The organism is Mesorhizobium sp. NFR06, from assembly GCF_900115245.1.
Classification (GTDB): domain Bacteria; phylum Pseudomonadota; class Alphaproteobacteria; order Rhizobiales; family Rhizobiaceae; genus Mesorhizobium.
In genome coordinates this window covers 515,061-541,811 of sequence record NZ_FOVT01000001.1, presented here as the reverse complement: position 1 = coordinate 541,811, position 26,751 = coordinate 515,061, and the positions used below count along the sequence as shown (strand labels likewise).

The 26,751-nt window shown below is 65.0% G+C and carries 25 protein-coding genes; 18 read left to right on the top strand and 7 right to left on the bottom strand.

Annotated elements, in window-relative coordinates:
* Nucleotides 1-43 precede the first annotated feature (43 nt).
* The 3 genes from F3H96_RS02550 to F3H96_RS02535 form a co-directional block, all read right to left on the bottom strand.
* Nucleotides 44-526: a MarR family transcriptional regulator gene (locus F3H96_RS02550; RefSeq protein ID WP_149790354.1), complete on the bottom strand. Its 483-nt coding sequence runs from the start codon at nucleotides 524-526 to the stop codon at nucleotides 44-46.
* Nucleotides 526-2,097 carry an NAD(P)/FAD-dependent oxidoreductase gene (locus tag F3H96_RS02545; RefSeq protein ID WP_149790353.1) on the bottom strand — a complete coding sequence of 524 codons (1,572 nt, stop codon included), beginning with the start codon at nucleotides 2,095-2,097 and terminating at the stop codon, nucleotides 526-528. Before F3H96_RS02545 ends, F3H96_RS02550 begins: the two co-directional genes overlap by 1 nt.
* Before the next feature lie 312 nt (nucleotides 2,098-2,409).
* A complete protein-coding gene (locus tag F3H96_RS02535) occupies nucleotides 2,410-3,201 on the bottom strand; it encodes a cyclase family protein (RefSeq protein WP_149790351.1) in 792 nt (263 codons plus the stop codon).
* A 120-nt stretch (nucleotides 3,202-3,321) separates the two neighbouring features.
* Between F3H96_RS02535 and F3H96_RS02530 the strand changes: the two genes are divergently transcribed.
* The 13 genes from F3H96_RS02530 to F3H96_RS02465 all read left to right on the top strand — a co-directional run bounded on the left by F3H96_RS02530 (nucleotide 3,322) and on the right by F3H96_RS02465 (nucleotide 17,237).
* Nucleotides 3,322-4,896 carry an NAD(P)/FAD-dependent oxidoreductase gene (locus F3H96_RS02530; RefSeq protein WP_149790350.1) on the top strand — a complete coding sequence of 525 codons (1,575 nt, stop codon included), beginning with the start codon at nucleotides 3,322-3,324 and terminating at the stop codon, nucleotides 4,894-4,896.
* Between the two features lie 107 nt (nucleotides 4,897-5,003).
* Entirely contained in the window at nucleotides 5,004-6,530 is a 1,527-nt protein-coding gene (locus tag F3H96_RS02525; RefSeq protein ID WP_149790349.1) for an ABC transporter substrate-binding protein, read from the top strand.
* A 198-nt stretch (nucleotides 6,531-6,728) separates the two neighbouring features.
* Nucleotides 6,729-7,736, top strand: a complete 1,008-nt coding sequence (locus F3H96_RS02520) for an ABC transporter permease (RefSeq protein WP_149790348.1) — start codon at nucleotides 6,729-6,731, stop codon at nucleotides 7,734-7,736.
* On the top strand, nucleotides 7,729-8,577 hold the full coding sequence (locus F3H96_RS02515; RefSeq protein WP_149790347.1) for an ABC transporter permease: 849 nt from the start codon (nucleotides 7,729-7,731) through the stop codon (nucleotides 8,575-8,577). Before F3H96_RS02520 ends, F3H96_RS02515 begins: the two co-directional genes overlap by 8 nt.
* Nucleotides 8,574-9,452, top strand: a complete 879-nt coding sequence (locus tag F3H96_RS02510; RefSeq protein ID WP_149790346.1) for an ABC transporter ATP-binding protein — start codon at nucleotides 8,574-8,576, stop codon at nucleotides 9,450-9,452. Before F3H96_RS02515 ends, F3H96_RS02510 begins: the two co-directional genes overlap by 4 nt.
* Entirely contained in the window at nucleotides 9,445-10,269 is an 825-nt protein-coding gene (locus tag F3H96_RS02505; RefSeq protein WP_149790345.1) for an ATP-binding cassette domain-containing protein, read from the top strand. The genes F3H96_RS02510 and F3H96_RS02505 overlap by 8 nt, the downstream gene beginning before the upstream one ends.
* Before the next feature lie 80 nt (nucleotides 10,270-10,349).
* Nucleotides 10,350-10,949 carry a VOC family protein gene (locus tag F3H96_RS02500; protein WP_149790344.1) on the top strand — a complete coding sequence of 200 codons (600 nt, stop codon included), beginning with the start codon at nucleotides 10,350-10,352 and terminating at the stop codon, nucleotides 10,947-10,949.
* A gap of 136 nt (nucleotides 10,950-11,085) precedes the next feature.
* Nucleotides 11,086-13,380 (top strand): bifunctional salicylyl-CoA 5-hydroxylase/oxidoreductase, encoded by a 2,295-nt coding sequence (locus tag F3H96_RS02495; RefSeq protein WP_149790343.1) that lies wholly within the window; start codon nucleotides 11,086-11,088, stop codon nucleotides 13,378-13,380.
* Nucleotides 13,377-14,150: an SDR family NAD(P)-dependent oxidoreductase gene (locus F3H96_RS02490; RefSeq protein ID WP_149790342.1), complete on the top strand. Its 774-nt coding sequence runs from the start codon at nucleotides 13,377-13,379 to the stop codon at nucleotides 14,148-14,150. The genes F3H96_RS02495 and F3H96_RS02490 overlap by 4 nt, the downstream gene beginning before the upstream one ends.
* The gene (locus F3H96_RS02485; RefSeq protein ID WP_149790341.1) at nucleotides 14,144-14,608 is read left to right on the top strand and encodes a MarR family transcriptional regulator; all 465 of its coding nucleotides are present in this window, start codon (nucleotides 14,144-14,146) and stop codon (nucleotides 14,606-14,608) included. The genes F3H96_RS02490 and F3H96_RS02485 overlap by 7 nt, the downstream gene beginning before the upstream one ends.
* Nucleotides 14,605-15,417 carry an enoyl-CoA hydratase family protein gene (locus tag F3H96_RS02480; RefSeq protein ID WP_149790340.1) on the top strand — a complete coding sequence of 271 codons (813 nt, stop codon included), beginning with the start codon at nucleotides 14,605-14,607 and terminating at the stop codon, nucleotides 15,415-15,417. The genes F3H96_RS02485 and F3H96_RS02480 overlap by 4 nt, the downstream gene beginning before the upstream one ends.
* 231 nt (nucleotides 15,418-15,648) lie before the next feature.
* Nucleotides 15,649-16,797, top strand: a complete 1,149-nt coding sequence (locus F3H96_RS02470) for an acyl-CoA dehydrogenase family protein (protein WP_149790339.1) — start codon at nucleotides 15,649-15,651, stop codon at nucleotides 16,795-16,797.
* Nucleotides 16,798-16,841: 44 nt separating this feature from the next.
* Complete coding sequence (locus F3H96_RS02465; RefSeq protein ID WP_149790338.1) at nucleotides 16,842-17,237, top strand: RidA family protein; 396 nt, start codon at nucleotides 16,842-16,844, stop codon at nucleotides 17,235-17,237.
* Between the two features lie 234 nt (nucleotides 17,238-17,471).
* Here F3H96_RS02465 and F3H96_RS02460 read toward each other — a convergent pair whose 3' ends face one another.
* Nucleotides 17,472-18,563, bottom strand: a complete 1,092-nt coding sequence (locus tag F3H96_RS02460; RefSeq protein WP_149790337.1) for an LLM class flavin-dependent oxidoreductase — start codon at nucleotides 18,561-18,563, stop codon at nucleotides 17,472-17,474.
* Nucleotides 18,564-18,682: 119 nt separating this feature from the next.
* On the opposite strand from F3H96_RS02460, the gene F3H96_RS02455 reads away from it, so the two are divergent.
* The 5 genes from F3H96_RS02455 to F3H96_RS02435 all read left to right on the top strand — a co-directional run bounded on the left by F3H96_RS02455 (nucleotide 18,683) and on the right by F3H96_RS02435 (nucleotide 23,833).
* Nucleotides 18,683-19,447, top strand: a complete 765-nt coding sequence (locus F3H96_RS02455; RefSeq protein ID WP_149790336.1) for an HpcH/HpaI aldolase/citrate lyase family protein — start codon at nucleotides 18,683-18,685, stop codon at nucleotides 19,445-19,447.
* Between the two features lie 162 nt (nucleotides 19,448-19,609).
* Entirely contained in the window at nucleotides 19,610-20,809 is a 1,200-nt protein-coding gene (locus tag F3H96_RS02450) for a pyridoxal phosphate-dependent aminotransferase (protein ID WP_149790335.1), read from the top strand.
* Nucleotides 20,810-20,881: 72 nt separating this feature from the next.
* Nucleotides 20,882-21,679: an ABC transporter substrate-binding protein gene (locus F3H96_RS02445; protein ID WP_149790334.1), complete on the top strand. Its 798-nt coding sequence runs from the start codon at nucleotides 20,882-20,884 to the stop codon at nucleotides 21,677-21,679.
* Nucleotides 21,680-21,834: 155 nt separating this feature from the next.
* A complete protein-coding gene (locus tag F3H96_RS02440; protein ID WP_149790333.1) occupies nucleotides 21,835-22,509 on the top strand; it encodes an amino acid ABC transporter permease in 675 nt (224 codons plus the stop codon).
* A 49-nt stretch (nucleotides 22,510-22,558) separates the two neighbouring features.
* Nucleotides 22,559-23,833 (top strand): cysteine desulfurase-like protein, encoded by a 1,275-nt coding sequence (locus F3H96_RS02435; protein WP_149790332.1) that lies wholly within the window; start codon nucleotides 22,559-22,561, stop codon nucleotides 23,831-23,833.
* Between the two features lie 333 nt (nucleotides 23,834-24,166).
* On the opposite strand, the gene F3H96_RS02430 is transcribed toward F3H96_RS02435, so the two are convergent.
* The 3 genes from F3H96_RS02430 to F3H96_RS02420 are packed head-to-tail and all read right to left on the bottom strand — an operon-like array spanning nucleotide 24,167 to nucleotide 26,740.
* Nucleotides 24,167-24,991, bottom strand: a complete 825-nt coding sequence (locus F3H96_RS02430) for a dipeptide ABC transporter ATP-binding protein (RefSeq protein WP_149790331.1) — start codon at nucleotides 24,989-24,991, stop codon at nucleotides 24,167-24,169.
* 13 nt (nucleotides 24,992-25,004) lie between these two features.
* Nucleotides 25,005-25,856 (bottom strand): ABC transporter ATP-binding protein, encoded by an 852-nt coding sequence (locus F3H96_RS02425; RefSeq protein ID WP_149790330.1) that lies wholly within the window; start codon nucleotides 25,854-25,856, stop codon nucleotides 25,005-25,007.
* Complete coding sequence (locus tag F3H96_RS02420; protein ID WP_244619894.1) at nucleotides 25,856-26,740, bottom strand: ABC transporter permease subunit; 885 nt, start codon at nucleotides 26,738-26,740, stop codon at nucleotides 25,856-25,858. Before F3H96_RS02420 ends, F3H96_RS02425 begins: the two co-directional genes overlap by 1 nt.
* Nucleotides 26,741-26,751: the final 11 nt, after the last annotated feature.

The window sequence follows — 26,751 nt, the reverse complement described above, 5'->3', positions numbered from 1 at the left end:
TGCCTCCTTCCGTTGCCGCCGAGAGGCGGCGCGTACGTCAAACTCAAATATCGTGCTTGCGGATGTTCTTCAGCATTTTCTGCAGAATTGCGATCAGCGCGGCATATTCGGCATCGTCGACACCGTCGAACATTGCCTCGAAGGCGTCATGCATGGCCGGCCAGGCGCGGGTGAACAGAGCGCGGCCGTCATCGGTCAGGAACACATGGCGGAAGCGGCTGTCGCTGACGCCCTGCTCGCGCCGTACCAAGCCCTGGCCCTCCAGCGCGTCGAGCGTGCGGCTCAAGGTCGACTGCTCGATCACCGTGTAGACCGAAAGGTCGTTGACGGTGACGCCGTCGGCGACCGAAAGCACGGCCAGCGTGCGCACCTGCGGAATGGTCAGGCCCTGCTTGCGGAAATCCTCGCGCAGCGTGGCGTTGTAGCGACCCATGATGCGGTTCATCAGATAGGGCGCGAATTGCTGCAGGCCGATCTCGCCGAGGGTCGAGATGCGCTGGCGCTTCTGCGGGACATTCTGTTCCATCATAGCTTCCCCGCCAACAGGAAGCCGGAACCGCCGCCAAGGCCCGCGCCCGGATGGGTCGAAGCGCCGATATGGTAAAGGCCCTTGATGCCGGTCTCGTGGTTGCGGCTTGCCTTGAACGGCCGCCACAGGAATGACTGGTCGATGGTCGACGAGCCGCCATAGGGATCGCCGCCGACCAGATTGATGTTGATCGCTTCGAGATCGGCTGGCGAATAGGCGCGGCGCGCTATCACGCTGTCCTTCAAGCCGTCGATATGGTTGGCGAGGATCGCCTCGACGCGGTCGGCATAGGCCTCGCGCAGCGTCTCGGTCCAACGGCCGTCGGCGGGGGCGTCGAGCTTGCCCGCCGCATCGCCCTTGATGTGGCGCGGCGCCTCCGGCAGTTGCAGCCAGAGGATCGCCTTGCCCTGCGGGCAACGCGACGGGTCGAGCGCATGCGGCTGGCCGACGCAGATGGTCGGCACTTCCGGCAACAGGCCGCGCACCGCTTCGTTGCAGGCTCTCGACACGCCGTCGAGCCCCGGCGTCAGATGCAGCAGCGCCACCTTGTCGAGGCCCTCGCCCCGCCAGGCCGGCGGCTTGTTCAGCGCGTAGTGGATCTGGAAGTTGCCTTTGCCGTAGCGATAGGATTGCGTGGCCTTGGTCGCCGCCTGCGGGGCGTCCTTGCCGAGCAGGCGGCCGTAGAGCTGCGTCGGTGTAAGCGAGCAGATGACGCTCTGCGTGGCGTTCAGTGTTTCGCCGGACGCGAGCCGCACGCCAGAGGCGCGGCCGCCGCTCTGGACGATCGCGGCGACGTCGGCGTTGACGCGGATGTCGCCGCCGCGCTCCCTGATCAGCGCCTCGAAGGCGGCGAGCAGGTTCCTGGCGCCGCCCTTGACGATCGGCGCGCCGGCTGCCTCCAGCGCGAAGGCGATGACCTTTGCGATCTGGCCGGAGAAGGCGTCTTCCGGCCCAAGCCCGGCATGCAGCACCCAGGGTGCCCACAGCGCGCGGACGGTGTCCGAGCTGTAAGTGGTCTCCAGCCAGCCCCGCGCCGGCACCAGCGCCTCGCCCATGAAGGCGGCAAGGTTGCGCGCGCCGCGCCGCCAGACCTCGCCGGCAATGAGCTTGGTCGTCGGATAGGACCAGAGCGCGCCGCCGAGCAGGCCGAACAACAGCCCGGCATTGCGCTCGATGTCACCGACATCGCCGCCGTGACGGTCGCCGTCGCCGGATGCGATCCGGTTCAGCGCCGCGATGTTGGCGGCGCGGTCGGTGGTGAGCACGGCATGGCCACCGTCGGGTGTGAGCACGCCTGTCGGCGTGGCCGTATGGCAGAACTCCACCCCGTGCCGCGCAAGGTCCTTACCCAGCGCGGCATAGGCCGGCGAGGTGATGAACAGCACGAAGGTCGTCGCCATCACGTCATGGACGAAACCGGGCGCCGTGATCTCTTCGGTGCGCATGCAGCCGCCGATGCGGTCGTTGCGCTCGAGCACGAGCACCTTGGCGCCCTTGGCGCCAAGCATTGCCGCGCAAACCAGGGCGTTGATGCCGCTGCCGACGATGATGTGATCGGGGGCGGTCATTGGGGGGTGCTCCCGGGTGCTCGCAGTTGAAGGTCAATCGCGTAAAGCCGCGTTCCTTCGCGCCCCCCTCTGCCCTGCCGGGCATCTCCCCCACAAGGGGGGAGATCGGCCGTCACCGCGGCCTTCGCCAATCGCCGACTTGGCAGGGACGAACGGGGCGCCAGAGCTGCTAATCTCCCCCCTTGTGGGGGAGATGTCCGGCAGGACAGAGGGGGGCGCCGTAGAGCGGCACCTTTACCAGGCTGCCACCCGGTACCCACCATCACTCCATTGCCCACGAGCATGATCTTCTCCCGAAGACCGCCACCTCGCCTACTTGCCCGGCACCAGCGCCAGCGCGCGGATCGGGCTGCCGGTGCCGTGCTCGATCTTGAGCGGGGCGGCGATCAGGATCGCGCCCTTGGGCGGCAGCTGGTCGAGATTGCACAGGCTGGCGAGGCCGTAACGGTTGGCCTTGTGCATCAGGGTGTGCGCCGGAAACGGCGGCTCCATGCCGCCGGCCTTGCCGGCGTCGGTGCCGATCGTCTCCGAGCCCCAGCCCTTGATGTCCTTGCCGATCAGGAACTGGATGGCTTCCGCCGTCGGTCCCGGCGTATGCGGGCCGGTCTCGTTGGCGTTGAGGAACTCGGCTTCCGAGCCGTTGCGCTTGTACCAGTCGGTGCGCATCACCACCCATTCGCCGGGATTGATGGCGCCGTGCTCGGCTTCCCAGGCCTTGATGTGGTCGACGGTGAGCAGGAAGTCGTGATCGGCGGCGGCTTCCTTGGAGCAGTCGATGACGTTGACCGGCCCGACGAAATTCTGCGCCGGAATGGTGTCGGTGGCGCCGTCCGGATAGTCCTTGCCGGTGATCCAGTGCTGCGGCGCGTCGAAATGCGTGCCCGAATGCTCGCCGAGCTTCAGCCAGTTCCAGGCCCACCACGGACCGTTCTTGTCATATTTGGAGATGGCGTGGATCTCGACCTTCGGCGTGTCGACGGCGAGTTCCGGCGGCAGCTTGATCAGCGGCGTGTCGGGTCCCAGCGGCGCCGACAGGTCGACCACCTTGATGGCGCCCGAAAGCAGCTGGCCGGCGACCTCGCCGAGGAGTTTTTGCGTGTCCATGGTCTTTCGTTCCCTCTTATGCGTGACGATCAAGGCTCGTTGCGGCCCTTAATATCCTACTAGACGAAAACTTATGCATCTGCAATTATCTTTAAGCATAAAGCATTTTCGGGGCGGGGCGTGAGCGAGTTCGACGCCATTTTTGTCGGGGCGGGCCACAATAGTCTGGCATGCGCCGCGCATCTGGCGCTCAAAGGCTGGAAAATAGGGGTTTTCGAGCGGAGCCAGACGATCGGCGGCGCGGTGCGAACCGCCGAATACACGCTTCCCGGGTTCCGGCACGATTTCGGCGCGATGAATCTGAGCCTGTTTGCCGGCTCGGCCTTCCACAGGAAATATGCAAATGAATTGAAAACCCACGGGCTGGACTTCGCGCCCGTGGCCGACTGTTTCGCCAGCGCCTTTCCCGATGGGAAATGGTTCGGCGTCAGCAACGATCTGGAGAAGACCGCCTCCCGGCTGACCGCCTTCTCAGCCGCGGACGCTGCCGTATGGCGACGCCTGGTCGGCGCCTTTCCAGCTGAAGCCGAGCATCTGTTCCGCCTGCTGGGATCGCCGATGAGCGCACGGGCGCTGGCCGGCACCGGCTGGAACCTGTGGCGCAAGAAGGGGTTCGCCGGCGCGCTCGACACCGGCCGGCTGCTTCTCTCCTCTCCCCGCGCTTGGCTGGAGGAAAATTTCGAGACACCGCATGTCAGGACGACGCTTGCGGCCTGGGGCATGCATCTCGACTTCGCGCCCGACATCGCCGGCGGCGCCGTGTTCCCCTATCTGGAATCGATGGCCAACCAGAGTTTCGGCATGGTGCTGGGCAAGGGCGGCGCCGACACCATCATCCGCGGCCTGGCCGGCATGGTGACGGCGGCGGGCGGCAAGATCACGACCGGCGCGGACGTCTCCGAGATCACCGTCGCCGGCGGGAAGGCAACCGGGGTGCGGCTGGCGTCGGGCGAAACCCATGTCGCGCGCAAAGCCGTCATTGCCGGTGTCGCGCCGAAAGCGCTGCCGGGCAAGCTGCTGCCGAATGGATCCGGCGACGCCGGCTTCGATACGGCGATGAGACAATTCCGCCATGCGCCCGGGACGATGATGATCCATCTGGCGCTGGACGATTTGCCTGACTGGAGCGCCGGCGCCGAGCTTCGCCGGTTCGCCTATGTGCATCTGGCGCCCTCGCTCGACGCCATGTCGCGCGTCTACCAGCAGGCGATCGCCGGCCTGCTGCCCGACCAGCCGGTGCTCGTTGTAGGCCAGCCGACCGCGATCGATCCGTCGCGGGCGCCGGAAGGCAAGCACGTGCTGTGGGTGCAGGTGCGCATGCTGCCGGCCGAGATCCTTGGCGACGCCGCCGGCAAGATCGCGCCCGCTCACTGGGATGCGGTCAAGGACGCCTATGCCGAACGCGTGCTCGACATCATCGAGAGCTACGCGCCGGGCCTACGCCCCAAGATCCTCGGCCGGGCGGTGTTTTCGCCGCTCGACCTCGAGCGCGAGAACCCTAACCTGGTTGGCGGCGACCAGATCTGCGGCAGCCACCACCTGGCGCAGAATTTCCTCTTTCGCCCGGCGCGGTCCTTCGCGCGCTGGGCCACACCAATCGCCAATCTGTATCTGACGGGCGCGGCGACATGGCCCGGCGCCGGCACGGGCGCTGGCTCCGGCTTCATGCTCGCGCAGCAGTTGGGAGGGAACTAGAATTCCAGGATGGACAAGGCGCGGTTGCCCACCAAACCTACCGAATGAAAAACGCCGCGTGGACAAATGACAACCAGCATTGGGACAACCAACAAAGGGGAACGACCATGACCATCAACAGACGCGATTTGCTCGGATACGGCGCGGCGGCGCTAGGTGCTGCGACGCTCGGCGTGCCGAGGGCGGCAAAGGCGGCGGACGAGCTCACCATCGCCTACAACGTCAACCTGCCGTCCTGGGACCCGACGACCGGACCGTCGGCGGTGAACCCGACCATCCAGGGCCTCTACCAGTCGGTGTTCGACCAGATCATCGGGCAGAAGCCGGATCTTTCCTTCACGCCCGGCCTGCTCACCGAATGGGGCTGGAACGAGGATCGCACCAAGGTGACAATGACCGTGCGCGAGGGCGTGAAATGGCATGACGGCTCGCCGTTCACGGCGGAGGACGTGGTGTGGTCGCTGCAGCGGGCGGGCGACGAGAAGACCGGCAACCCGATCCAGTTCGTCTGGAAGAACGTCAACAACTTCAAGATCGACGGCAACAAGATCACCGGCGACGTGGTGCAGTTCGACCCGGTCTATTTCAAGTGGATGTCGTTCCTGACCGGCTATATCCTGCCCAAGGCTTATTACGAGAAGATGGGCGCCGAGGGCTTCGAGAAGGCGCCGCTCGGCACCGGTCCCTACATGGTCGACAAGTTCGAGCGCAACGCCTTCCTGCGGCTCAAGGCCAATCCGCACTACTGGGGTAACAAGCCGGCCTTCGAGAATGTGACGATCAAGTTCGTCACCGACGCGGCGAGCCGCGTTGCCGAAATCGAATCCGGCTCCTCGCAGGTGACGCTGGAAATTCCTTATGAGGAATATGACCGGCTGATCGCCAAGGACGGGCTCGCCGGCTCGATCAAGAACGTCTCCGACATCGGCATGATCTTCTTCAACGACATCGAGGCGATGCTGGACAAGAACGTCCGCCAGGCGGCCGTGATGGCGGTGGACAAGGAACTTCTGGTCAAGCGGCTGCTGCGCGGCTACGGCCAGCCGATCGCGACGCTGGAGACGCCGGAATACGCCGCCTTCGATCCCTCGATCAAGGTCGAGCACAATCCGGAGAAGGCCAAGCAACTGCTCGCCGCTTCCGGCTATTCGACCAAGAAACCGGTCAAGTTCACCATCCAGACGACCAAGGGCTTCAAACCCAAGGATTATGAGATGATCCAGGCGATCGTCGGGATGTGGCGCAAGGTCGGCATCGAGGCCAATATCGAAGTCTATGAGATCGCCAAGCACTACGAGCTGCGTGCCGCCGACAAGCTGGCGCCGGCCGCCTTCTACAATTGGGGCAACTCCATCGGCGACCCAACTACCTCGACTGGTTTTGCCATGTACGGTCCGAGCCCGCATTCGGTGTGGGACAGCCAGGATTTGATCGACATGATCAACCCGCTGTGGGGCGAGAAGGACGAGGCCAAGCGCATCGCCGGCTGGAAGGCCGTCGACAAGTACATCGCCGAGCAGGCCTATGTGCTGCCGCTGATACAGTATGCGCAGCCGATCGTGCATTCGAAGAAGGTCAATGTCGTGCAACATGTATCCGGCGCGCTGCTGCCGGCGCTGATGACCCCGGCCTGATCGATATCGGGAGGCACGGTGGCGTGTCTTCTTCAACGACGCAGGCCCCCTCATCCGGCCCTTCGGGCCACGTTCTCCCCAGAGGGGAGAAGAGATTGGCTCAGCCGCTGTGACCTCTTCTCCCCTCGGGGAGAAGGTGGCCGCGAAGCGGCCGGATGAGGGGGCACTTCGTTAGAAAGATACTAGGCTTAGGCCAGCATGCTGCTGCAGAGATTTCTCGTTCGTCTTCTGACGATGCTGGTGACGCTGTTCGGCGTCGCCATCGTCGTCTTCGTCGTCATCCGCGTGGCGCCCGGCGATCCGATCGCCATGATGCTGCCCCCGGGGGCAAGCGATGACGACATCGCGCGGCTGCGCGCGCTCTACGGGCTGGACAAGAGCATCGTGCAGCAGTTCTTCATCTGGCTCGCCGGCGTGCTGCACGGCGATTTCGGCGCCTCGATCTCGCTGCGCCAGGATGTGCTCGGGCTGGTCTTCAACCGGCTGCCGGCGACGCTGGAGCTTGCGACCGTCGCGCTGCTGATGGCGATCGCGATCGGCGCCACCGCCGCGATCCTCGGCGCACGCTCGCGCGGCACGGCGGTCGAGGCCGGCATCGACATCGCCAGCGGTGCGACGCTCTCGATCCCCGATTTCCTGTGGGGCCTGGTGCTGATCCTGCTCTTCGGCGTGCTTATCCCGGTCTTCGACATTTCCGGTCGGGTGTCGCCGCAGCTCGACCTGCCCTTCGTCACCCAATTCTATCTGGTCGAGAGCATTTTTCGGCTGCGGCTCGATCTCACCTGGGACTTGCTGAAGCACATGCTGATGCCGGCCGTGGCCTTGGCGCTGCCGCTGGCGGCGATCATCGCGCAGTTACTCAAACAGTCGCTGAAGGAAGTGCTCGACCTCGATTATGTCGTTCTGGCCAGGGTGAAGGGCTTTTCCGAGACGCAGGTGATCCTGCGCGAGGCGCTGAAGAACGCGGCGCTGCCGACGCTGACGCTCGTCGGGGTGCAGTTCACTTTCCTCATTGGCGGCACCGTCATCGTCGAGCGGCTGTTTTCCTATGAAGGCCTCGGCAACATGGCGATCGACGCCGTCATCAACCGCGACCTGCCGCTGATCCAGGGCATCGTGCTGGTGTTCGCGCTGCTCTTCGTTCTGATCAACCTTGCCGTCGACATGACGTATGCGCTGCTCAATCCGAGGCTGCGCCATGGATGAGGCCCGCATCGCGCGACGGAGCCTGAGCCCGCGGCTGTGGCTGGCCGGCGGCTGGCTTGTGCTGGCGCTGCTCGCCGCCGTCTTCGCGCCGCTGGTCGCGCCGCAGGATCCGCTGGCGCAGGATTTGATGCTGGAGCGCCTGCCGCCCTTCTGGCTCGACGGCGCCGAGCCAGGCTATTGGCTGGGCACGGACAGCCTCGGCCGCGACTTGCTCTCGCGGCTGATCTTCGGCGGCCGCATCGCCTTCATCGTCGCCTTCGCCGCGGCGACGTCCGCCTGCCTTCTCGGCTCCACGCTCGGGCTGATCGCCGGTTATCTCGGCGGCTGGGCCGACCGCATGATCTCGCGCATCGTCGACGTCTGGATGGCCTTCCCGCCGGTGCTGTTCGCCATCCTTCTGGTCGCCGTGCTCGGCACCGGCCTGAGCTCCGTCATCATCGCGATTGCCGTCATCGACTGGACGCGCTTCTGCCGGGTGATCCGCGCCGAGGCGATGAGCCAGGCGCGCATGGACTATGTCGAAAGCGCGCGCATCGCAGGCTATGGCCGCATCGGCATCATGCTGCGCGAGGTGCTGCCCAATGTGCTGCCGTCTGTGGTGGCGCTCTTGTCACTCGAAATGGGCATCGCCGTCATCGTCGAGGCGATCCTGTCCTTCGTCAATTTGTCGATCGCGACCGACGATCCGACCTGGGGCGGCATCATCGCCGAGGGCCGGCTGTCGATCCATCAGGCCTGGTGGGTGCTGGTGTTCCCACTGGTCACGCTCATCCTCACCGTGCTTTCCTTCAGCCAGTTCGGCGAGGGATTGAAGGCACGCTTCGATCCGGTGCTGCGATGAGCGCGTGCCTCGACATTCACCACTTGAGCGCCGTGCTGCCCAACGGCCAGCGCGTGCTGCGTTCGGTGTCGCTCACCGTGCAGCCCGGCGAGGTGCGCGCGCTGGTCGGCGAGAGCGGCGCCGGCAAGACGATGATCGGCAAGGCGGTGCTCGGCGTGCTGCCGAAGAGCGTGCGCATCGTCGAAGGCGAGATGCTGATCGAGGGCGAAGACCTCGGCCGCCTCGATGCCAAGGCGCGGCGGACCTTGATCGGCGCCCGCACGGCGCTGATCCCGCAGGATCCGCTCACCGCGCTCAATCCGTCGCGCCGCATCGGCCCGCAGATGACCGACCGGCTGGTGCGCATCCTCGGCTGGAGCGGCGAAAGGGCGGACAGCCGCATCGGCCAGTTGCTCGACGAGGTGCAGATCCGCGACCCCGAGCGTGTGCTGAGATGCTACCCGCACGAGCTTTCCGGCGGCATGCGCCAGCGCGTGCTGATCGCGGCCGCCTTCGCGGCGGAGCCGAGGCTGATCGTCGCCGACGAGCCGACGACAGCGCTGGACGTGACGGTGCAGAAGCAGATCCTGCGGCTGATCGCGCAACTGCAACGCGACCATGGCACGGCGATCCTGTTCGTCACCCATGATCTCGGCGTTGTCGCCAAGATCAGCCAGAAAGTGTCGGTGCTCTATGCCGGCAAGGTGGTCGAGGAGGCCGGGACCGCTGATCTCTTCGCGGCTCCCCAGCATCCCTACACGCGGGCGCTGATGGCAGCGACACCGCGATACACCGATCCATACGCATCGCTGAAGCCGGTGGACGAAGCCGTGCTCGCCGGGCTGGCGGCGGAGATAGCAGCCAGCGACAGAGACTGGAGGCCGGCCCATGGCTGAGCCGCTGTTTTCCGTGCGCGGGCTGAAGGTGGCGCTGCCCGACATGACGCGCAAGCCGCTGATCGGCCGCGCGCCGCTGGCCGAGATCCTCAAGGGTCTGGACTTCGACCTGCCGAGAGGATCGGTGACCGGGATCGTCGGCGAATCCGGTTCCGGCAAGTCGACGCTCGGCCGCGCGCTGGTCCGCCTGATCGAGCCCAGCGCCGGCTCGATCGGCTTCGAGGGTCGCGACATAAGCCATCTTTCGGAAGCTGAGCTCAGACCGCTGCGCCGCGACCTGCAGATGATCTTCCAGGATCCGATGTCCTCGCTCAATCCGCGGCACACGATCTTCAACATCATCGCAGCACCCTTGAGGCAGAACGGGCTTGGCGACAGGCTGAAGGAACGCGTCGCCGAAGCCTTGCAGCGCGTCGGCCTGCCACAGAGTTTTGCCAGCCGCTACCGGCACGAACTGTCAGGCGGCCAGCGCCAGCGTGTCGGCATCGCGAGGGCACTGGCGCTGTCGCCGAAATTCGTGCTGGCCGACGAGATCGTCTCCGGCCTCGACGTCTCGACGCAGGCGCAGATCCTGACGCTGCTGGAGAAGCTCGCGGCCGAGATGGGGCTGACGGTGGCCTTCATCAGCCACGACCTGTCGGTGATCCGGCGGCTGTGCCAGCAGGTGATCGTCATGCGCGAGGGCGTGATCGTTGAATCGAGCGCCACCGACGCGCTGTTCGACAATCCGAAGCAGGCCTACACGCGCGACCTGCTCGCCGCCATTCCGCTCCCCGAGATCGACGCGGACTGGCTGCGGCCCAAGGCACCGGCATGAAGTGAGCTCTGATATCCGCATGCCGATCAGCGGGCCTCGGACGTGCGTAATGACAAGTCAGCCCGCCATTGGAGGGTGACATGACATACGCAATCCGGGCAGCGATTTTCGCGGCCTCTTTGTTCGGCGCAGTGGGGGCTGCCGCGGCCGATTCGATCCCAGGCATGCGCGGACACGACCACACCGGCATCACCGTGCCCGACATGAAGCAGGCCGTCGATTTCTTCACCAATGTCGTCGGCTGCAAGAAGGCGATGTCGTTCGGCCCGTTCGCCGACGACAAGGGCACCTTCATGCAGGACTTGCTCGGCGTCGATCCGAAGGCGGTGATCGAGGAGATCACCATGGTCCGCTGCGGCACCGGATCGAACATCGAACTGTTCAAATACACCGCGCCCGACCAGAAGGATCTGACACCGAAGAACAGTGACATCGGCGGCTTCCACATCGCCTTCTATGTCGATGACGTCGCCGCCGCGAAGGCCTATTTCGACGCCAAAGGCGTGAAGACAAGATTGGGGCCATTGCCCGTGAAGGAAGGACCGGCGGCCGGCCAAACCATCCTCTATTTCCAGGCGCCCTGGGGCCTGCAGCTCGAAGCGATCAGCTACCCCGAAGGCATGGCCTACGAGAAGGGCGCCGAAACGGTGCTGTGGAGTCCGAAGGATCCGACCAAGTGACCTGATCGGCCAAGCGCCTGGTCATTGTTCAATTATAAAACTTTAAGCTTGAAATAATTGTCCGTGGGCGCGATACTGAAAATCGGGATCGCCGGCCTTGCCGGCGGCTCCTGAAGCGAAGAGGAGATCGCAAGACATGAAGGTTGCGGTTCTCGGCGGCGGACCGGCCGGACTCTACTTTGCCATCTCGCTGAAGCTGCGCGACGCCGCGCATGACGTGACGGTCTATGAGCGCAACCGCCCGGACGACACGTTCGGCTGGGGCGTGGTGCTGTCGGCCGAAACGCTAGAGAACCTGACCAGGAACGACCCGGTCAGCGCCGTCTGGATCAAGAAGCATTTTGCCTATTGGGACGATATCGCCGTCATCCATGACGGCGTGCGCACCGTCTCCTCCGGCCATGGCTTCTGCGGCATCGGCCGCAAGCGGCTCTTGATCCTGCTGCAGCGCCGCGCCCGCGAGCTCGGCATCAAGCTGGCGTTCGAGACCGAAATCTCCGATCCCAGGCCTTTCATGGAGACGCACGACCTGGTGGTCGCGGCGGACGGGTTGAAATCGAGATCCCGCGCGGCCTTCGCCGATGTCTTCAAGCCCGACATCGACACCCGCAAATGCAAGTTCGTGTGGCTCGGCACGACGCAGAAATTCGACGACGCCTTCACCTTCATCTTCGAGAAGACGGAGCATGGCTGGGTGTGGGCGCATGCCTACCAGTTCGACAGCGAGACGGCGACCTTCATCGTCGAATGCAGCGAGCAGACCTGGGCTGCCTTCGGCTTCGGCCAAATGACGCAGCAGGAATCGATCGCGGTCTGCGAGCGCATCTTCGCGAAACATCTCGGCGGCCATCCGCTGATGACCAACGCCAACCACATCAGAGGTTCGGCCTGGATCAACTTCCCGCGCGTGCTGTGCGAGCGCTGGTCTTACAAGAACCTGGCGCTGATGGGGGATGCCGCAGCGTCGGCGCATTTCTCGATCGGTTCCGGCACCAAGCTGGCGCTGGAGAGCGCTGTGGCGCTGGCGGACTATGTCGAGTCCGAGCCGGACCTCGAGGCCGCCTTCCGCAAATATGAGGATGCGCGGCGCACCGAAGTGCTGAAGCTGCAGTCGGCGGCGCGCAACTCGCTCGAATGGTTCGAGGAAGTCGAACGATATCTCGGCTTAGATCCAGTTCAGTTCAACTATTCGCTGCTCACCCGCTCGCAGCGCATCAGCCATGAGAACCTTCGCCTGCGCGACGCCGAATGGCTCGCCGGCGCAGAGGAATGGTTCCAGCGCAGGGCCGGCGCCGGCAGCAACAGCTTGCGCCGGGCGCCGATGTTCGCGCCGTTCAAGCTGCGCGACATGACGCTCGGCAACCGCATCGTCGTGTCGCCGATGGCGCAGTACAAGGCCGTCGACGGCTGCCCGACCGACTGGCATTTTTCGCACTATGCCGAGCGCGCCAAGGGCGGCGCCGGGCTCGTCTATATCGAGATGACCTGCGTCAGCCCGGAGGGGCGCATCACGCCTGGCTGCACGGGCTTCTACAAGCCGGAGCATGAGGTCGCCTGGAAGCGCCTGGTCGACTTCGTCCATGCGGAGACCGAAGCGAAAATCTGCGCCCAGATCGGCCATTCCGGCGCCAAGGGCTCGACCCGGGTCGGCTGGGAGGGAACGGACGTGCCGCTCGTCTCCGGCAACTGGCCAGTGATGGCGCCGTCCGCCGTGCCGTGGTCGCCGCAGAACCAGGTGCCGAAGGCGATGGACCGCGTCGACATGGATCTGGTCCGCGACCAGTTCGTCGCCTCGGCCGAAATGGCCGAGCGCTGCGGCTTCGACATGCTGGAGATCCATGCCGCGCATGGTTATCTGCTGTCGGCCTTCATCACGCCGCTGACTAACAGGCGCACCGACGAGTATGGCGGTTCGCTGGAAAACCGCATGCGCTATCCGCTGGAGATCTTCCATGCGGTGCGCGCGGTGTGGCCGGCCGAAAAGCCGATCTCGATGCGCATCTCGGCCAATGACTGGGTCGGCATCGAAGGCGTCACACCGGCTGACGCCGTCGAGATCGCCAGCCTGCTGCATGGGGCCGGCGTCGACCTTTGCGACGTGTCCGCGGGGCAGACCTCGATCGCCGCCAAGCCGGTCTACGGCCGCATGTTCCAGACACCGTTTTCGGACCGCATCCGCAACGAGGTCGGCATGGCGACGATGGCGGTCGGCAACATCTATGAGCCCGACCATGCCAACTCGATCCTGATGGCCGGGCGCGCCGATCTGGTGGCGCTGGCAAGGCCGCATCTTGCCGATCCCTACTGGACGCTGCATGCGGCGGTGACGCTCGGCGACCGCGGCGTCAAATGGCCGGATCCCTACCTGCCGGGACGCGACCAGATCTACCGGCTGGCCGAGCGCGAAGCAGCGACGGGGCTCAAAGTATGAGCGCGGCTCAAGCAATCGCGGGCACACACGCCCTGGTCACCGGCGGCGGCTCAGGTGTCGGCAAAGCCGTCGCGCTGGCGCTGGCGGCAGCCGGTGTGGCCGTCACCATCTGCGGCCGGCGCGAGGCGGCGCTGGCGGAACTGGCGAAGGCGAACGACGGCATCTTTGGCCTCGCCGCCGACGTCACGAACGAGGCCGACATGGCGAGCCTCTACCAGAAGGCGGAAGCGGCGCGCGGAGCGTTCGACATCGTCGTCGCCAATGCCGGCATGGCGGGCAGTGCGCCGGCGCACAAGACCTCGCTGGCCGACTGGCAGCGCACGCTCGACGTCAACCTCACCGGCGCTTTCCTGACGGTGAGGCCCGCATTGGCCGGTATGCTGGCGCGCAAGCAGGGCCGCATCATCTTCGTCGCCTCGACCGCAGGCGTGAAAGGCTATGCCTATGTCGCTCCTTACGTCGCCGCCAAGCACGGCGTCGTCGGGCTGATGCGGGGTTTAGCCGCCGAGACCGCCAAATCCGGTGTCACCATCAACGCTGTCTGTCCGGGCTTCGTCGAGACCGAGATGCTGGAAGAGTCCATCCAGCGCATCGTCGAGAAGACAGGACGTTCCGCTGACGAGGCTCGCGCCAGCCTCGCATCGACGAACCCGCAGGGGCGTTTCATCCAGCCCGAGGAGGTCGCATCGGCGGTGCTGTGGCTTTGCAGCGATGCCGCGCGGTCGATCACCGGGCAGGCGATCTCGGTCTCGGGAGGCGAAACATGGTAGCGGGACCGACATCCGTTGGGCCGGGCAAGGACAGGCTGCGGCTGTGGATACGCCTGCTGCGCGCCTCGCGCACCATCGAGGCGGAGCTGCGCGAGCGGCTGAAGAAGGAGTTCGACACCACCCTGCCGCGCTTCGACGTGATGGCGGCACTCTACCGGTCGCCGGAAGGCATGCTGATGAGCGATCTGTCGCGCTTCCTGCTCGTGTCGAACGGCAATGTGACGGGTATCGTCGATCGTCTGGTCTCGGAAGGGCTGGTGACGCGGGCGCGGCGCAATGGCGACCGCCGCACGTCGATGGTCAGGCTGACGGAGGAAGGTTCGAAGTCTTTCGCCGCGATGGCGGCCGCGCATGAGGGCTGGGTCGGCGAACTGCTCGGCACTGTCAGCGAAGACGACGCAAGGCGATTGACCGGCATGCTGAAATCGTTCCGCAGCAACTGGGAGGGACGCGAATGAGCGCCATGGCGAAGCTCAAGCCGAAGCACTTCCTCTGGCAGGTCGACGGCCGGATCGCGAAAGTCCGGCTCGACCGGCCGGAGCGCAAGAATCCGCTCACCTTCGACAGCTATGCGGAACTGCGCGATACGTTCCGCGACCTCGTCTATGCCGACGACGTCGATGCGGTGGTGTTCCTGCCCAATGGCGGCAATTTCTGCTCGGGCGGCGACGTCCACGACATCATCGGGCCGCTGGTCAAGATGGACATGAAGGCGCTGCTTGCCTTCACGCGCACGACCGGCGACTTCGTCAAGGCGATGCTCAATTGCGGCAAGCCGATCATTTCGGCCGTCGACGGCGTGGCCGTCGGCGCCGGCGCGATCATCGCCATGGCCTCCGACATCCGCATCGCCACGCCGGAAGCAAAGACCGCCTTCCTGTTCACGCGCGTCGGCCTCGCCGGCTGCGACATGGGCGCCTGCGCGATCCTGCCCCGCATCATCGGCCAGGGCAGAGCCGCCGAATTGCTCTACACCGGCCGCACCATGAGCGCCGCCGAAGGCGAGCGCTGGGGATTCTACAATCGGCTGGTCGAACCGGCAGCACTCGAGGCCGATGCGCTGGAGATGGCCGCCCGCATCGTCTCCGGTCCGACCTTCGCGCATGGCATCACCAAGACGCAGCTCAACCAGGAATGGTCGATGGGCCTCGACCAGGCGATCGAGGCGGAAGCGCAGGCGCAGGCGATCTGCATGCAGACCGGCGATTTCGAGCGGGCGTACAAGGCGTTCGTGGCGAAGGAAAAGCCGGTGTTCGAGGGGAATTGAGGATGGGTGCTCTCTTGGAGACTTTGGCGGGACAGCGCCCCCCTCTGTCCTGCCGGACATCTCCTCCACTTGGGGGGAGAACAGCTGTCAAAACCGCTTTCGCCAATCTCCAGCGTCGAAAGAGTGGCGCCAGCGCCGAAACCGCCAATCTCCCCCCTAGAGGGGGAGATGTCCGGCAGGACAGAGGGGGGCGCCGTAGAGCGCAATGCTTGAAGCACTGCGGAGGCGGACATGCCTGACCGCTCCTTCCTCGACTGGCCCTTCTTCGAGGGCCGCCACCGCCAACTCGCCGAAAAGCTCGACGCCTGGTGCGCTAAAAACCTGCCCGCGGATCACCACGATGTCGACGCGGCCTGCCGCGCGCTGGTTGCGAAACTTGGCCGCGACGGCTGGCTGAAACCGACGGCGCTCGACCCGGCCAACCCAGGACCGCTCGACGTGCGCACGCTCTGCATCACGCGCGAGACGCTAGCGCGCCATGACGGGCTCGCCGACTTCGCCTTCGCCATGCAGGGTCTCGGCACCGGCGCGATCTCGCTGTTCGGCACGCCGGACCAGCAGCGCTGGCTCGAAAAGACACGCGACGGCCACGCGATCTCGGCTTTTGCGCTGTCGGAGCCCCGCTCGGGATCGGACGTCGCCAACATGGAAATGACGGCCGTCCGCGACGGTGACCACTATGTCCTGTCGGGCGAAAAAACTTGGATCTCCAATGGCGGCATCGCCGATCTTTATGTGGTTTTTGCCCGCACCGGCGAGGCGCCCGGCGCCAAGGGGATTTCCGCTTTCATCGTGCCCGCCGACACGAAGGGACTGGGCATCGCCGAGCGACTCGAGGTGATTGCGCCGCATCCGCTGGCCAGGTTGTCCTTCGACAAGATCCGCGTCCCGGCTTCCGGCCTGATCGGCAAGCCCGGCGACGGTTTCCGCATCGCCATGTCGGTGCTCGACGTCTTCCGCTCGACCGTCGGCGCGGCGGCGCTCGGCTTTGCGCGCCGCGCGCTGGACGAGAGCGTCAAACGGGTGGCCGAACGCAAACTGTTCGGCGCGCCGATGGCGGAATTGCAGATGGTGCAGGGCCACATCGCCGACATGGCGCTCGATGTCGATGCCGCCGCGCTCCTCATCTACCGCGCCGCCTGGACCAAGGACATGGGCGCGGCGCGGGTGACGCGCGAGGCGGCGATGGCCAAGCTCTTCGCCACCGACAGGGCGCAGGAGGTGATCGACAAGGCGGTGCAGCTGCATGGCGGCGACGGCGTGCGCAAGGGCCACATCGTCGAGAGCCTCTATCGCGAGATCCGGGCGCTGCGCATCTACGAGGGCGCATCCGACGTGCAGAAGGTTGTCATTGCACGACAGGTGATGGGCGCGGCCTGACGCGATGCCTTGCGAACCAAATTTGAAATAGGGGGAGGCCAGACATGCACACGATCCTGCAGCCGGAAGGCTGGGCCAAGCCGATCGGCTACGCCAATGGCGTGGCCGCACAAGGACGACTGGTGTTTGTCGGCGGTCAGGTCGGCTGGAACGCCGAATGCAAATTCGAAACCGACGACTTCGTCGGCCAGGTGCGCCAGACTCTGGCCAACGTCGTCGCGGTGCTTGCCGAGGCCGGTGGCGCCCCGCAGCACCTCACCTCGATGACCTGGTATTTTACCGACAAGGCCGAATACCTCGCCAACCTCAAGGGTATCGGCGAGGCCTATCGCGACGTCATCGGCCGGCATTTTCCGGCGATGGCGGCCATGCAAGTCGTAGCGCTGGTCGAGGACCGCGCCAAGATCGAGATCCAGGCGATGGCGGTTATCCCGGAATAAACACCATCTCTTCGTCATCCACGGGCGGAGCAAGGAGCGATAGCGACGCGGCGTAGAACCGAGGATCCATTGCGTGACTTCAAAGCGCCGTGACGGTACAGAATTCTCCTCCGTCGCGGCCTGCGTCCGAGGTAACGGAATGGATCCCAGGGTCTTCGCGACGGAGCTTCGCTCCTGCCTCGCCCTGGGATGACGACGTTGGGAAAGCCCGGCCAACAGACTGCAGATCGGATCTTATCCCCGCAGCCCGGCCTGCCGCAGCAGCGGCAGCACATGGTCGCAGAAATAGGGCAGTTCCTGGGTGTAGTTGACGAAGGACAACGCGATGCCCTGGTAGCCATGGCCGGCGATTTCAGCCATGTCGGCGGCGATCGTTTCCGGTGTTCCGATCAAAGGATAGGTGCCGGCGCCGCCGGCGAAGCGCTGCCGGTAGCGGTCATAGGCATGTGGGTCGTGCGACTGGGAGAATTCCTTCTTGCCGGCCATATGCGCATCGACCGCGTCGTGATCGGCCATCGTGACGGCGTAGCGCGTGTAATAGGCCTGCGCCTCTTCCATGGTCGGGCGGCATACGACATGCGCCACGGTATAGACGCCGACATCGCGGCCTACCTTGTCGGCGCGCTCGCCGATGTCGGCGACATGCTTGCCGGCATCGCCGATCTCGGAGAAGGTCGTGAACAGGTAATCGCATTTGGCGGCGGCGAAATCGCGTCCAGGGCCACCGAAGGCGGCATTCATGGTCACCGGGCGCGGAAGCTGAAGACTGGCCGGCCGGCTCACCGCCTCTTTCAGCCGATAATATGCGCCCTCATAGTCGAGAGGCTCGCTCGACGCATAGAGCCGCTCTAGGATGTCGATCCATTCCGCCGCCTGGTCATAACCCTTCTCGACCAGTGGCGTGCCGAACATGCCAAATTCCTTCGGGTTCCAGCCGCAGACGATGTTCAGGCCGGCGCGGCCCTGGCTGATGTGGTCGACAGTCGCCAGCGCCTTGGCGGCGTAGAGCGGATGCACCAGCGGCACGTGCACCGTCATGAACAGGCCGATCTGATCCGTCGCCACGCTGAGTGCCGCCGCCCAGGTAAAGGTCTCGAACGAGAATTCGCGCACCTTGTTGCGGCCGCCAAAGCCGCGCCAGCGCGCGATCGGCAGCATGAATTCGAGACCCGCGCGATCTGCTATCTGCGCCGCCGTCAAATTGTCCTGCCAACTCGCGGTCCAGCGTTCCGGCACGTCGGTGATGGCAAGTCCGCCATCCGCGTTGGTCGAAAAGACGCCGAGTTTCAGACTGTTCGGGCCGTGCAGGGGATGCGTTTTGATCATCTTGGAAACTCGCGGCGAGACGCCATACGCTAGGCCGGCGGGAAAATATTTCAAGCCTGAAATAGCTTCGCTCAATCGTCGTTTGCGGATATGGATTGGGCAACACGAAGGGGATCGGCATGAGCGAATTCCGCCAGAAATGCATCGGCAAGACGAACCTCATTGGCTCCTTCGCCGCCATTCCCCATCCGGTCGCTGTCGAGGTGATGGCGCTGGCCGGTCTCGATTTCCTCTGTATCGACTGGGAGCACGCGCAGATCTCGCGCGACATGATCGAGGCCATGGTGCGGGCGGCCGACGTGCATCGCGTGCCGGCCATGGTGCGTGTTCCCGGCCACGCGCCCGAAGCTGTCCAGGCCGCCCTGGACAGCGGCGCGCAAGGGGTTTTGGTGCCGCGCGTCTCGACCGCCGCCCAGGCCGCGATGGCCGTCAAGGCCTCGCGTTATCCGCCGCTCGGCGAGCGCGGCGTCGGACCGGGACGGGCCGCCGGCTACGGCTATCGCATTCCCGAATATCTTGCCGCGGCCAATGAGCGAATTGTCGTCGCCGTTCAGGTCGAGACCGCCGAAGGACTGGCCAACGTCGAGGCGATCGCGGCTGTCGACGGCGTCGACGTGATCTTCGTCGGTCCCGGCGATCTTTCGGTGTCGATCGACGCGGTCGGACCGGCAGGCGCGGACAAGCTCTCCGACGCGATCCGCACAATCATCGGCGCGACCATCGCACAAGGCAGGACGGCCGGCATCTTCTGCGCCAGCCCACAGACCATCAACCGCTGGGCAACCATCGGCGCGAGTTTCTTCGTGCTGGCCAGCGACACGATGTTTTTGGGCGCCGGCGCTGCGGCAAACCGTACCGCCGCGCGCGCCGAACTGGGCTCCTAGGCGTATCTCCGGAACAACAGGCGGGCCAAACTTTTTAAGCTTAAAACTTTTACCTTGAAAAGCGCCGCGCTTTGGATAGCATCCGAAGTCGATGGTGGCTGCCGTGGCGGAGGGCTTCCGGTCAATCCATCGTGGCGCTCCGGGTGGAGGGGGTTTCAGTTCTTGTCGTTCGTGTTGCCCCAGTCGTCGTCCAGCGCGCGCTATGCATTCGATGGCGTGCGCGCCCAGATCCGCGACCTGCACACGGAAAATATCGCCAACCTCGCGGTGCGCGCGCGGGAACTGGGCGATGTCATCGCGCTCTGGTACGGCGAAGGCGACATGGTGACGCCCGCCTTCATCCGCGACGCGGCAAAGGCCGCCTTCGACGAAGGGCTGACGTTCTATGTTCCCAACATGCGCGGACACGGCCCGCTCAACGAGGCGCTGTCGGACTACCAGACGCGTATCCACGGCCGGGCGGTCCCGATAGTCCGCACGACCGTCACTCCGGGAGGCATGCAAGCGCTCTATCTGGCGCTCGAGCTGCTCGTCGATACCGGCACCAACGTCGTTTATGTCGCGCCGCAATGGCCCAACATCCACAACGCCATCCACCTGATCGGCGGCGAGCCGCGGCCGTTTTCGCTCGACTTCAAGGAGGACTGGCGGCTCGACCTCGACCGGCTGTTCGCCACCTGCGACGCTCGCACCCGCGCGATCTTCCTGTCGACGCCATCGAATCCGACCGGCTGGACCGCGTCGCGCGCCGAGATGCAGGCGCTGCTCGATTTCAGCCGGCGCACCGGCATCTGGATCATCTCCGACGAGGTCTACGGCCGGCTCTATTTCGACGGAGACGTCGCGCCCTCGATCCTGCAGATCGCCGAGGACGGCGACCGGGTGCTGTCGGTCAACAGCTTCTCGAAAGCCTGGGCGATGACCGGCTGGCGCATCGGCTGGCTGACACACCCGTCGGGCGTGGCCGACCAGCTCGGCGCCATGACGCAATATGTCAACAGCGGCACCGCCGCGCCGATCCAGGCCGGTGCCGTCGCGGCGATCCGGCAGGGCGAGCCGCTTGTCGGAGACATCAGGCAGCGGATCAGGACCGGCCTCGACCTCGCCTATGACAGGCTGGCGCAAATCCCCGGCATCATCCTGCCGACCAAGCCGCGCGGCGGCATGTATGCCTTCTTTGCCATGGAAGGCGAAAGCGACGCCCGCCAGGTCTGCGCCCGGGTACTGGAGACGGCACGGGTCGGGCTTGCGCCTGGTCATCTTTTTGGAAATTCGTCGGCGGCATTCCTGCGCATGTGTGTGTGCCGCGACAGCGGCCAGATAGAAACGGCGCTCGAACGCATGACCGCCGCGATGCATTGACGCCCTGCCGGAAGCCGGGCGGCAAAAACCGTGCGGGGACAACCCGCCCGTTCAACAACAGAGGGAACAAAAATGAGCTTTACGCGTCGCAACCTGCTTCTCATGGCCGCCGCCATCGGCATCGCCGCCGGCCCCGCCACCGCCTATGCCGCCGATGTGCTCAATGTCGGCGCCTACCCGACCAATCCGCCGTTCGAATACAAGAACGAGAGCGGCACCTTCGAGGGTTTCGAGGTCGACATCGTCAATGAGGCGGCCAAGCGCATCGGCATGACCACCGACATCGCCGATCTCGGTTTCCAGGCGCTGTTCGCCGCCACCACCTCGAAGCGCATCGACGTCGCCATCTCGTCGATCACCATCACGCAGGAGCGGCTGAAGTCGCAGTCCTTCACGCAGCCCTATTACGACTCCGACATGGGCATCGCCACCAAGGCCGACAACGCGATCAGCACCGAAGCAGACCTCAAGGGCAAGGTGGTCGGCGTGTTGTCCGGCTCGACCGGCGAGACCTGGGTCAAGGACCATCAGCAGGCCGATGGATTCAGCGACGTCAAGGGCTACGACACGCAGCAGAACCTATTGCTCGACCTCAGCGCCGGCCGCGTCGACGCCGCCGTCAGCGACATCCCCGGCATGCAGTACTCCTTCAAGAAGATGAAGGATCTCGTCGTCAAGCAACGCATCAAGACCGGCGAACAGTACGGCCTGATGATGACCAAGGACCATCCCCTGCTCGGCAAGCTGAACGACGCGCTCACCGCGATGAAGAAGGACGGCACTATAGCCGCGATCCACAAGAAGTGGTTCGACAGCGATGCTCCGGCCGATTCCTCCACCGTCAAGGAAATGCCGCTTCCCAAGGCCTGAGCGGCGGCGGGACGGAACAGGGACGTGCCGGCTCGAAAGGCCGGCACGTCCCGTTTTCACGCATGAGCCTGCCGTAGCCACATTTGGTGCGGCAAAATCGGCTTCGGTGCTTGGCCTTGGCGTCGCAAGGCGCAAAACGGTTCGGGAACGCTCCCATGTCGCTGATCGACACTTTCTTCAATCCCGACGTCATTGCGTCCAGCCTGCCGGCGCTGCTGCGCGGCTTCCTCAACACGCTGCTGCTCGGCGTGATGAGCATCGTCATCGGCATTGCCGCGGGGTTGGTGATCAGCCTGGTGCGGCTTTATGCGCCGAAGCCGCTGCGGTGGTTCGCCATCGGCTACACCGACATCTTCCGCGCCCTGCCGGTGCTGGTGGTGCTGATCCTGATCTATTACGCGCTGCCCTTCCTCGGCATCCGCCTGTCGTCCTGGGCGTCCGCCGTAACGGCTTTCGCCATCATCATGTCGGCCTATTCGGCCGAAGTGTTCCGCTCCGGCATCGAAAGCATCCCGCGCGGACAGTTCGAAGCGGCGCAGGCGCTCGGCCTGCCGTTCATGCTCACCCTGCGCAAGGTGGTGCTGCCGCAAGCGATCCGCGTGGTCATCCCGCCGATGACCAGCAACTGCGTCTCGATGTTCAAGGACACCTCGCTCGCTTCGACGGTGGCGCTGCCCGAACTCTTGAAGGAAGCGACCAACGCGCAGTCGCTCTACGCCAATCCCTCGCCGCTGATCGGCGCGGCGCTGGTCTATCTCATCTTCCTCTGGCCGATGGTCCGTCTCGTCAGCCTGCTCGAGCGACGCTTCCAGACAGAGAAGAAGCGTTGACCTCCCGACCGACCCCATCATTCCAAGTCCTGTGCAGGAGCGTACTCTCGTGAACAAGCATCAGACCGACAATACCAGCGCCAGCGCGTTCCCCGTCCAGAAAATCCGAGCCATGTTCCCTGCGCTCCAGCGCGCGGGCGATTTCATCTTCTTGGACAATGCCGCCGGCGCGCAGATCCCGCAAAGCGTGCTCGACGCGGTCACCAATCACTTGGTCGGACACAATGTGCAGCGCGGCGGCCGCTATGGCCGCAGCGTCACCGTCGACCAGTCGGTGGCCGAGGCGCGTGAGAGCGTGGCGCTGTTGATCAACGCCTACAGCCCGTCCGAAATCTGCTTCGGCATGAACGCCACATCGTTCATCCGCCTGGTCAGCCTCGGCATCGGCCAGATGCTCACGGAACGCGACGAGATCGTCGTCACCGACATGGACCACGACGCCAACATCGCCACCTGGCTGGCGCTCGAGCCGGCGGGCGCCAAGTTCAAATGGTGGCGCATGCGCGAGGACGGCAATCTCCACGTCAAGGACCTCGAGCCGCTCGTCTCTGACCGCACCCGCCTCGTCGCCTGCACGGTGACGGCGCATTCGATCGGCTCGATCGTCGATGTCGCTGCCGTGGCCAGGATCGCCCATGCGGCAGGCGCCGAAGTGTTCCTCGACTGCGTGCATTACGGACCGCACGGACTGATGGATGTGCAGGCCTGGGGCTGCGACTATCTCGTGTGTTCCGGCTACAAGAATTTCTCGCCGCATATGGGTTTCCTGTGGGGTCGCTTCGAAACGCTGAAGCGGCTGCCGACCTTTCGCGAGGATTTCATTCCGGACGAGCCGCCCTATAAGGTCGAGGCCGGCACGTTCATCTACGAGAACGTCTCCGGCATGGACGCGGCGGTGCGATATCTGGAATCGATCGGCCGCAATTTCCTGCCGGAGAACAACCGCTCGCGCCGCGACAACATCGTCGCCGGCATGAACGCCATCCGCGACTATGAGCTGATGCTGTCGCGCGAGATGATGAAGGTGTTGAAGGATTGCGGCGCGACCATTTACGGCGTCGCCGACGAGGCGCGCATGCATGAACGCGTGCCGACCTTCTGCTTCAACATCGGCAAGCTGTCACCTCAGAAGATCGTCGAGGAGATGGCCGCCATGCAGATCGGCATCCGCGACGGGCACATGTACGCGCCAAGGCTGATGAAGCGGCTCAACCTGTCGATGGACAGCGGCGCGATCCGCGCCTCGCTGGTGCATTACAACACGGTGGAGGAAGTGCACCGGTTTGGGGAAGCGCTGCGGACGATCGTCGCCAAGCTGTCGTGAATTAGGTCCTTTGTTCCGCCCGGACCTTCGGTCCGCCCTCCTGCTACGGGAGTCCGCCCGGACCTTCGGTCCGCCCTCCTGCTGCGGGAGTAAGGGGCGGTCACGATCGTCGCGTCGTCATCCACGGCGAAGCAAGGAGCGAAGCGACGCGGCGCAGACCCGAGGATCCATTCCATGACGTGTGAGCGCCGCTCACGGTGCAGAATTCTGCACCGCTGCGCTTGTGACCTGGGTAACGGCATGGATTCTAGGGTCTGCGCGCTGCTTCGCAGCGCTCCGCCCTAGAATGACGACCTATGGCTAAGCGCCCTCCAGGATGACGGCCCAGGAAACTTAAGCCGCCTTTTTCGCCAACCGTGCCTTGATGCTGGCGATGTCGGCGCGCGGCGTCGCGGCAAACAGCGTCTTGGTATAGGCGTGCTTGGGGTCGGAGAACACCTCGTCGCGCGGGCCGTATTCGACCGCCTCGCCAAAATACATCACCATCACGTCGTCGGCGATGTAGCGCACCACCGACAGGTCGTGGCTGATGAAGACATAGGTCAGCTTGAACTCGTCCTGCAGGTCGGCAAGCAGGTTGAGCACCTGCGCCTGCACCGAGAGGTCGAGCGCCGAGACCGGCTCGTCCAGCACCAAAAGGCTGGGGTTCAGCATCAGCGCGCGGGCAATGGCGATGCGCTGGCGCTGGCCGCCCGAGAACATGTGCGGATAGCGGTTGTAGTGCTCCGGTCCCAGGCCGACCTTCTTCAGCATCTTCATTGCAAGGTCGCGCCGTTCCTCGGCCGGCTTGTCGGTGTTGATGAGCAGCGGCTCGCCGAGAACGTCGCCGATCTTCTGGCGCGGGTTGAGCGAGCCGTAAGGGTTCTGGAACACGATCTGCACCTTGCGGCGCATCTCCTTGGAGAGACCGTCCCTGGCGATGTCGACCTTGTTGCCGTCGATGAACAGCTCTCCGGAAGTCGCCGGATCGATCAGCGTGATGATGCGGGCGAGCGTCGACTTGCCGCAGCCGCTCTCGCCGACGATCGCCAGCGTCTTGCCCTTCTCGACGCTGAAGGAGACACCCTTCACCGCATGCACGGTGCGCGCGCCGCGGAACAGGCCGCCGCCGACATGGTAGTCGCGCACGATGTTCTTGCCTTCGACGACCTTGGTCATGCGCCGGCTCCGGTCATGTATCAACTCCTTGGGGCGCCGGCTCGAACAGCATGTCGGAGACGGTCGGCAGCCGATCGCCGACGGCATTCTCCGGCAGCGCCGAAAGCAGCGCGCGCGTATAATTGCTCTTCGGCGATTCAAAGAGCGACAGCACGTCGGCCTCTTCCATCTTGCGGCCCTTGTACTGGACGATGACGCGATCGGCGGTCTCCGCCACCACGCCCATATTGTGGGTGATCATGATCAGGCCCATGCCGTATTTGGCCTGCAGCGAGACCAGGAGATCGAGGATCTGCTTCTGGATGGTGACGTCGAGCGCGGTCGTCGGCTCGTCGGCGATCAACAGCTTCGGATTGCAGGCGATCGCCATCGCGATCATGACGCGCTGGCACTGCCCGCCCGACATCTGGTGCGGGAAGGAGTCGAGGCGCTCGGCCGGCTCCGGAATGCCGACCTGCTTCAACAACTCGATGGCGCGGGCCCGCCGCTGGGCGCGGTCCATGCCGAGATGAAAGCGCAGCACTTCCTCGATCTGGAAGCCGACGGTGAAGCAAGGGTTGAGGCTGGCGATCGGCTCCTGGAAGATCATGGCAATGTCCTTGCCGATGATCTTGCGGCGGTCGGCCGGGCTGATCTTCAGCAGGTCGCGGCCGTTGAAGGTCATGCGGTCGGCTGTGACGGTCGCCGTCCACGGCAACAAGCCCATCACGGCCAGCATCGACACCGACTTGCCGGAGCCGGATTCACCGACGATGGCGAGCACCTCGCGTTCGTCGACATGGAGCGAGACGCCGTCGACGGCGCGGAACGGACCGGACGCGGTCTGGAATTCGACGACGAGATTCTGGATGTCGAGCAGCGCCATCACGACCTCCTGAGCTTGGGATCGAGCGCGTCGCGCAGGCCATCGCCGATCAGGTTGATGGCAAGCACGGTGACGAGGATGGCGAGACCGGGGAAAGTCACCACCCACCAGGCGCGCAGGATGAATTCGCGCGCCGAGGCAAGCATGGTGCCCCATTCCGGCGTCGGCGGCTGCGCGCCGAGGCCGAGGAAGCCGAGCGCGGCGGCTTCCAGGATGGCGTTGGAGAAGGACAGCGTGCCCTGGACGATCAGCGGCGCCAGGCAGTTCGGCAAGATGGTGGCGAGCATGAGCCTCAGATGGCCCGCGCCGGCGACCTTGGCCGCCACGACATATTCGCGGCTTTTCTCCGCCATCACGGCGGCGCGCACCAGGCGAGCGAAATGCGGCTGCAACACCAGCGATATCGCAAGCATCGCATTGAACAGGCCGGGCCCGAGGATTGTGACCAGCACCAGCGCAAGGAGCAGCGACGGGAAGGCGAGGATGAGATCCATGACGCGCATGATCGCGACGTCGACCCAGCCGCGGAAATAGCCTGCAAGCAGACCGAGCGTGATGCCGCCGGTGAGAGCCAGCGTGACCACAACCGCGCCGATCAGCAGCGAGAAGCGCGCGCCGTAGAGCAGGCGCGAGAGGATGTCGCGGCCGACCGGGTCGGTGCCGAGCAGATATTGGGTGCTGCCGCCGTCCTGCCAGGCGGGAGGCCTCAGGAACGCGGTCTTGTCCTGCACGTCGGGCGCATAGGGCGCGAGCAGCGGCGCGAAGAGCGCGGCGAGCACCAGCAGGATGAAGACGAACAGGCCGATCACGGCGCCGCGATTGACCGAAAAATAGTGCCAGAAGGTCTTGAGGCCGGTGAGACGATCCGGGCTGCCGGCGGCCATCGGGGCGATTT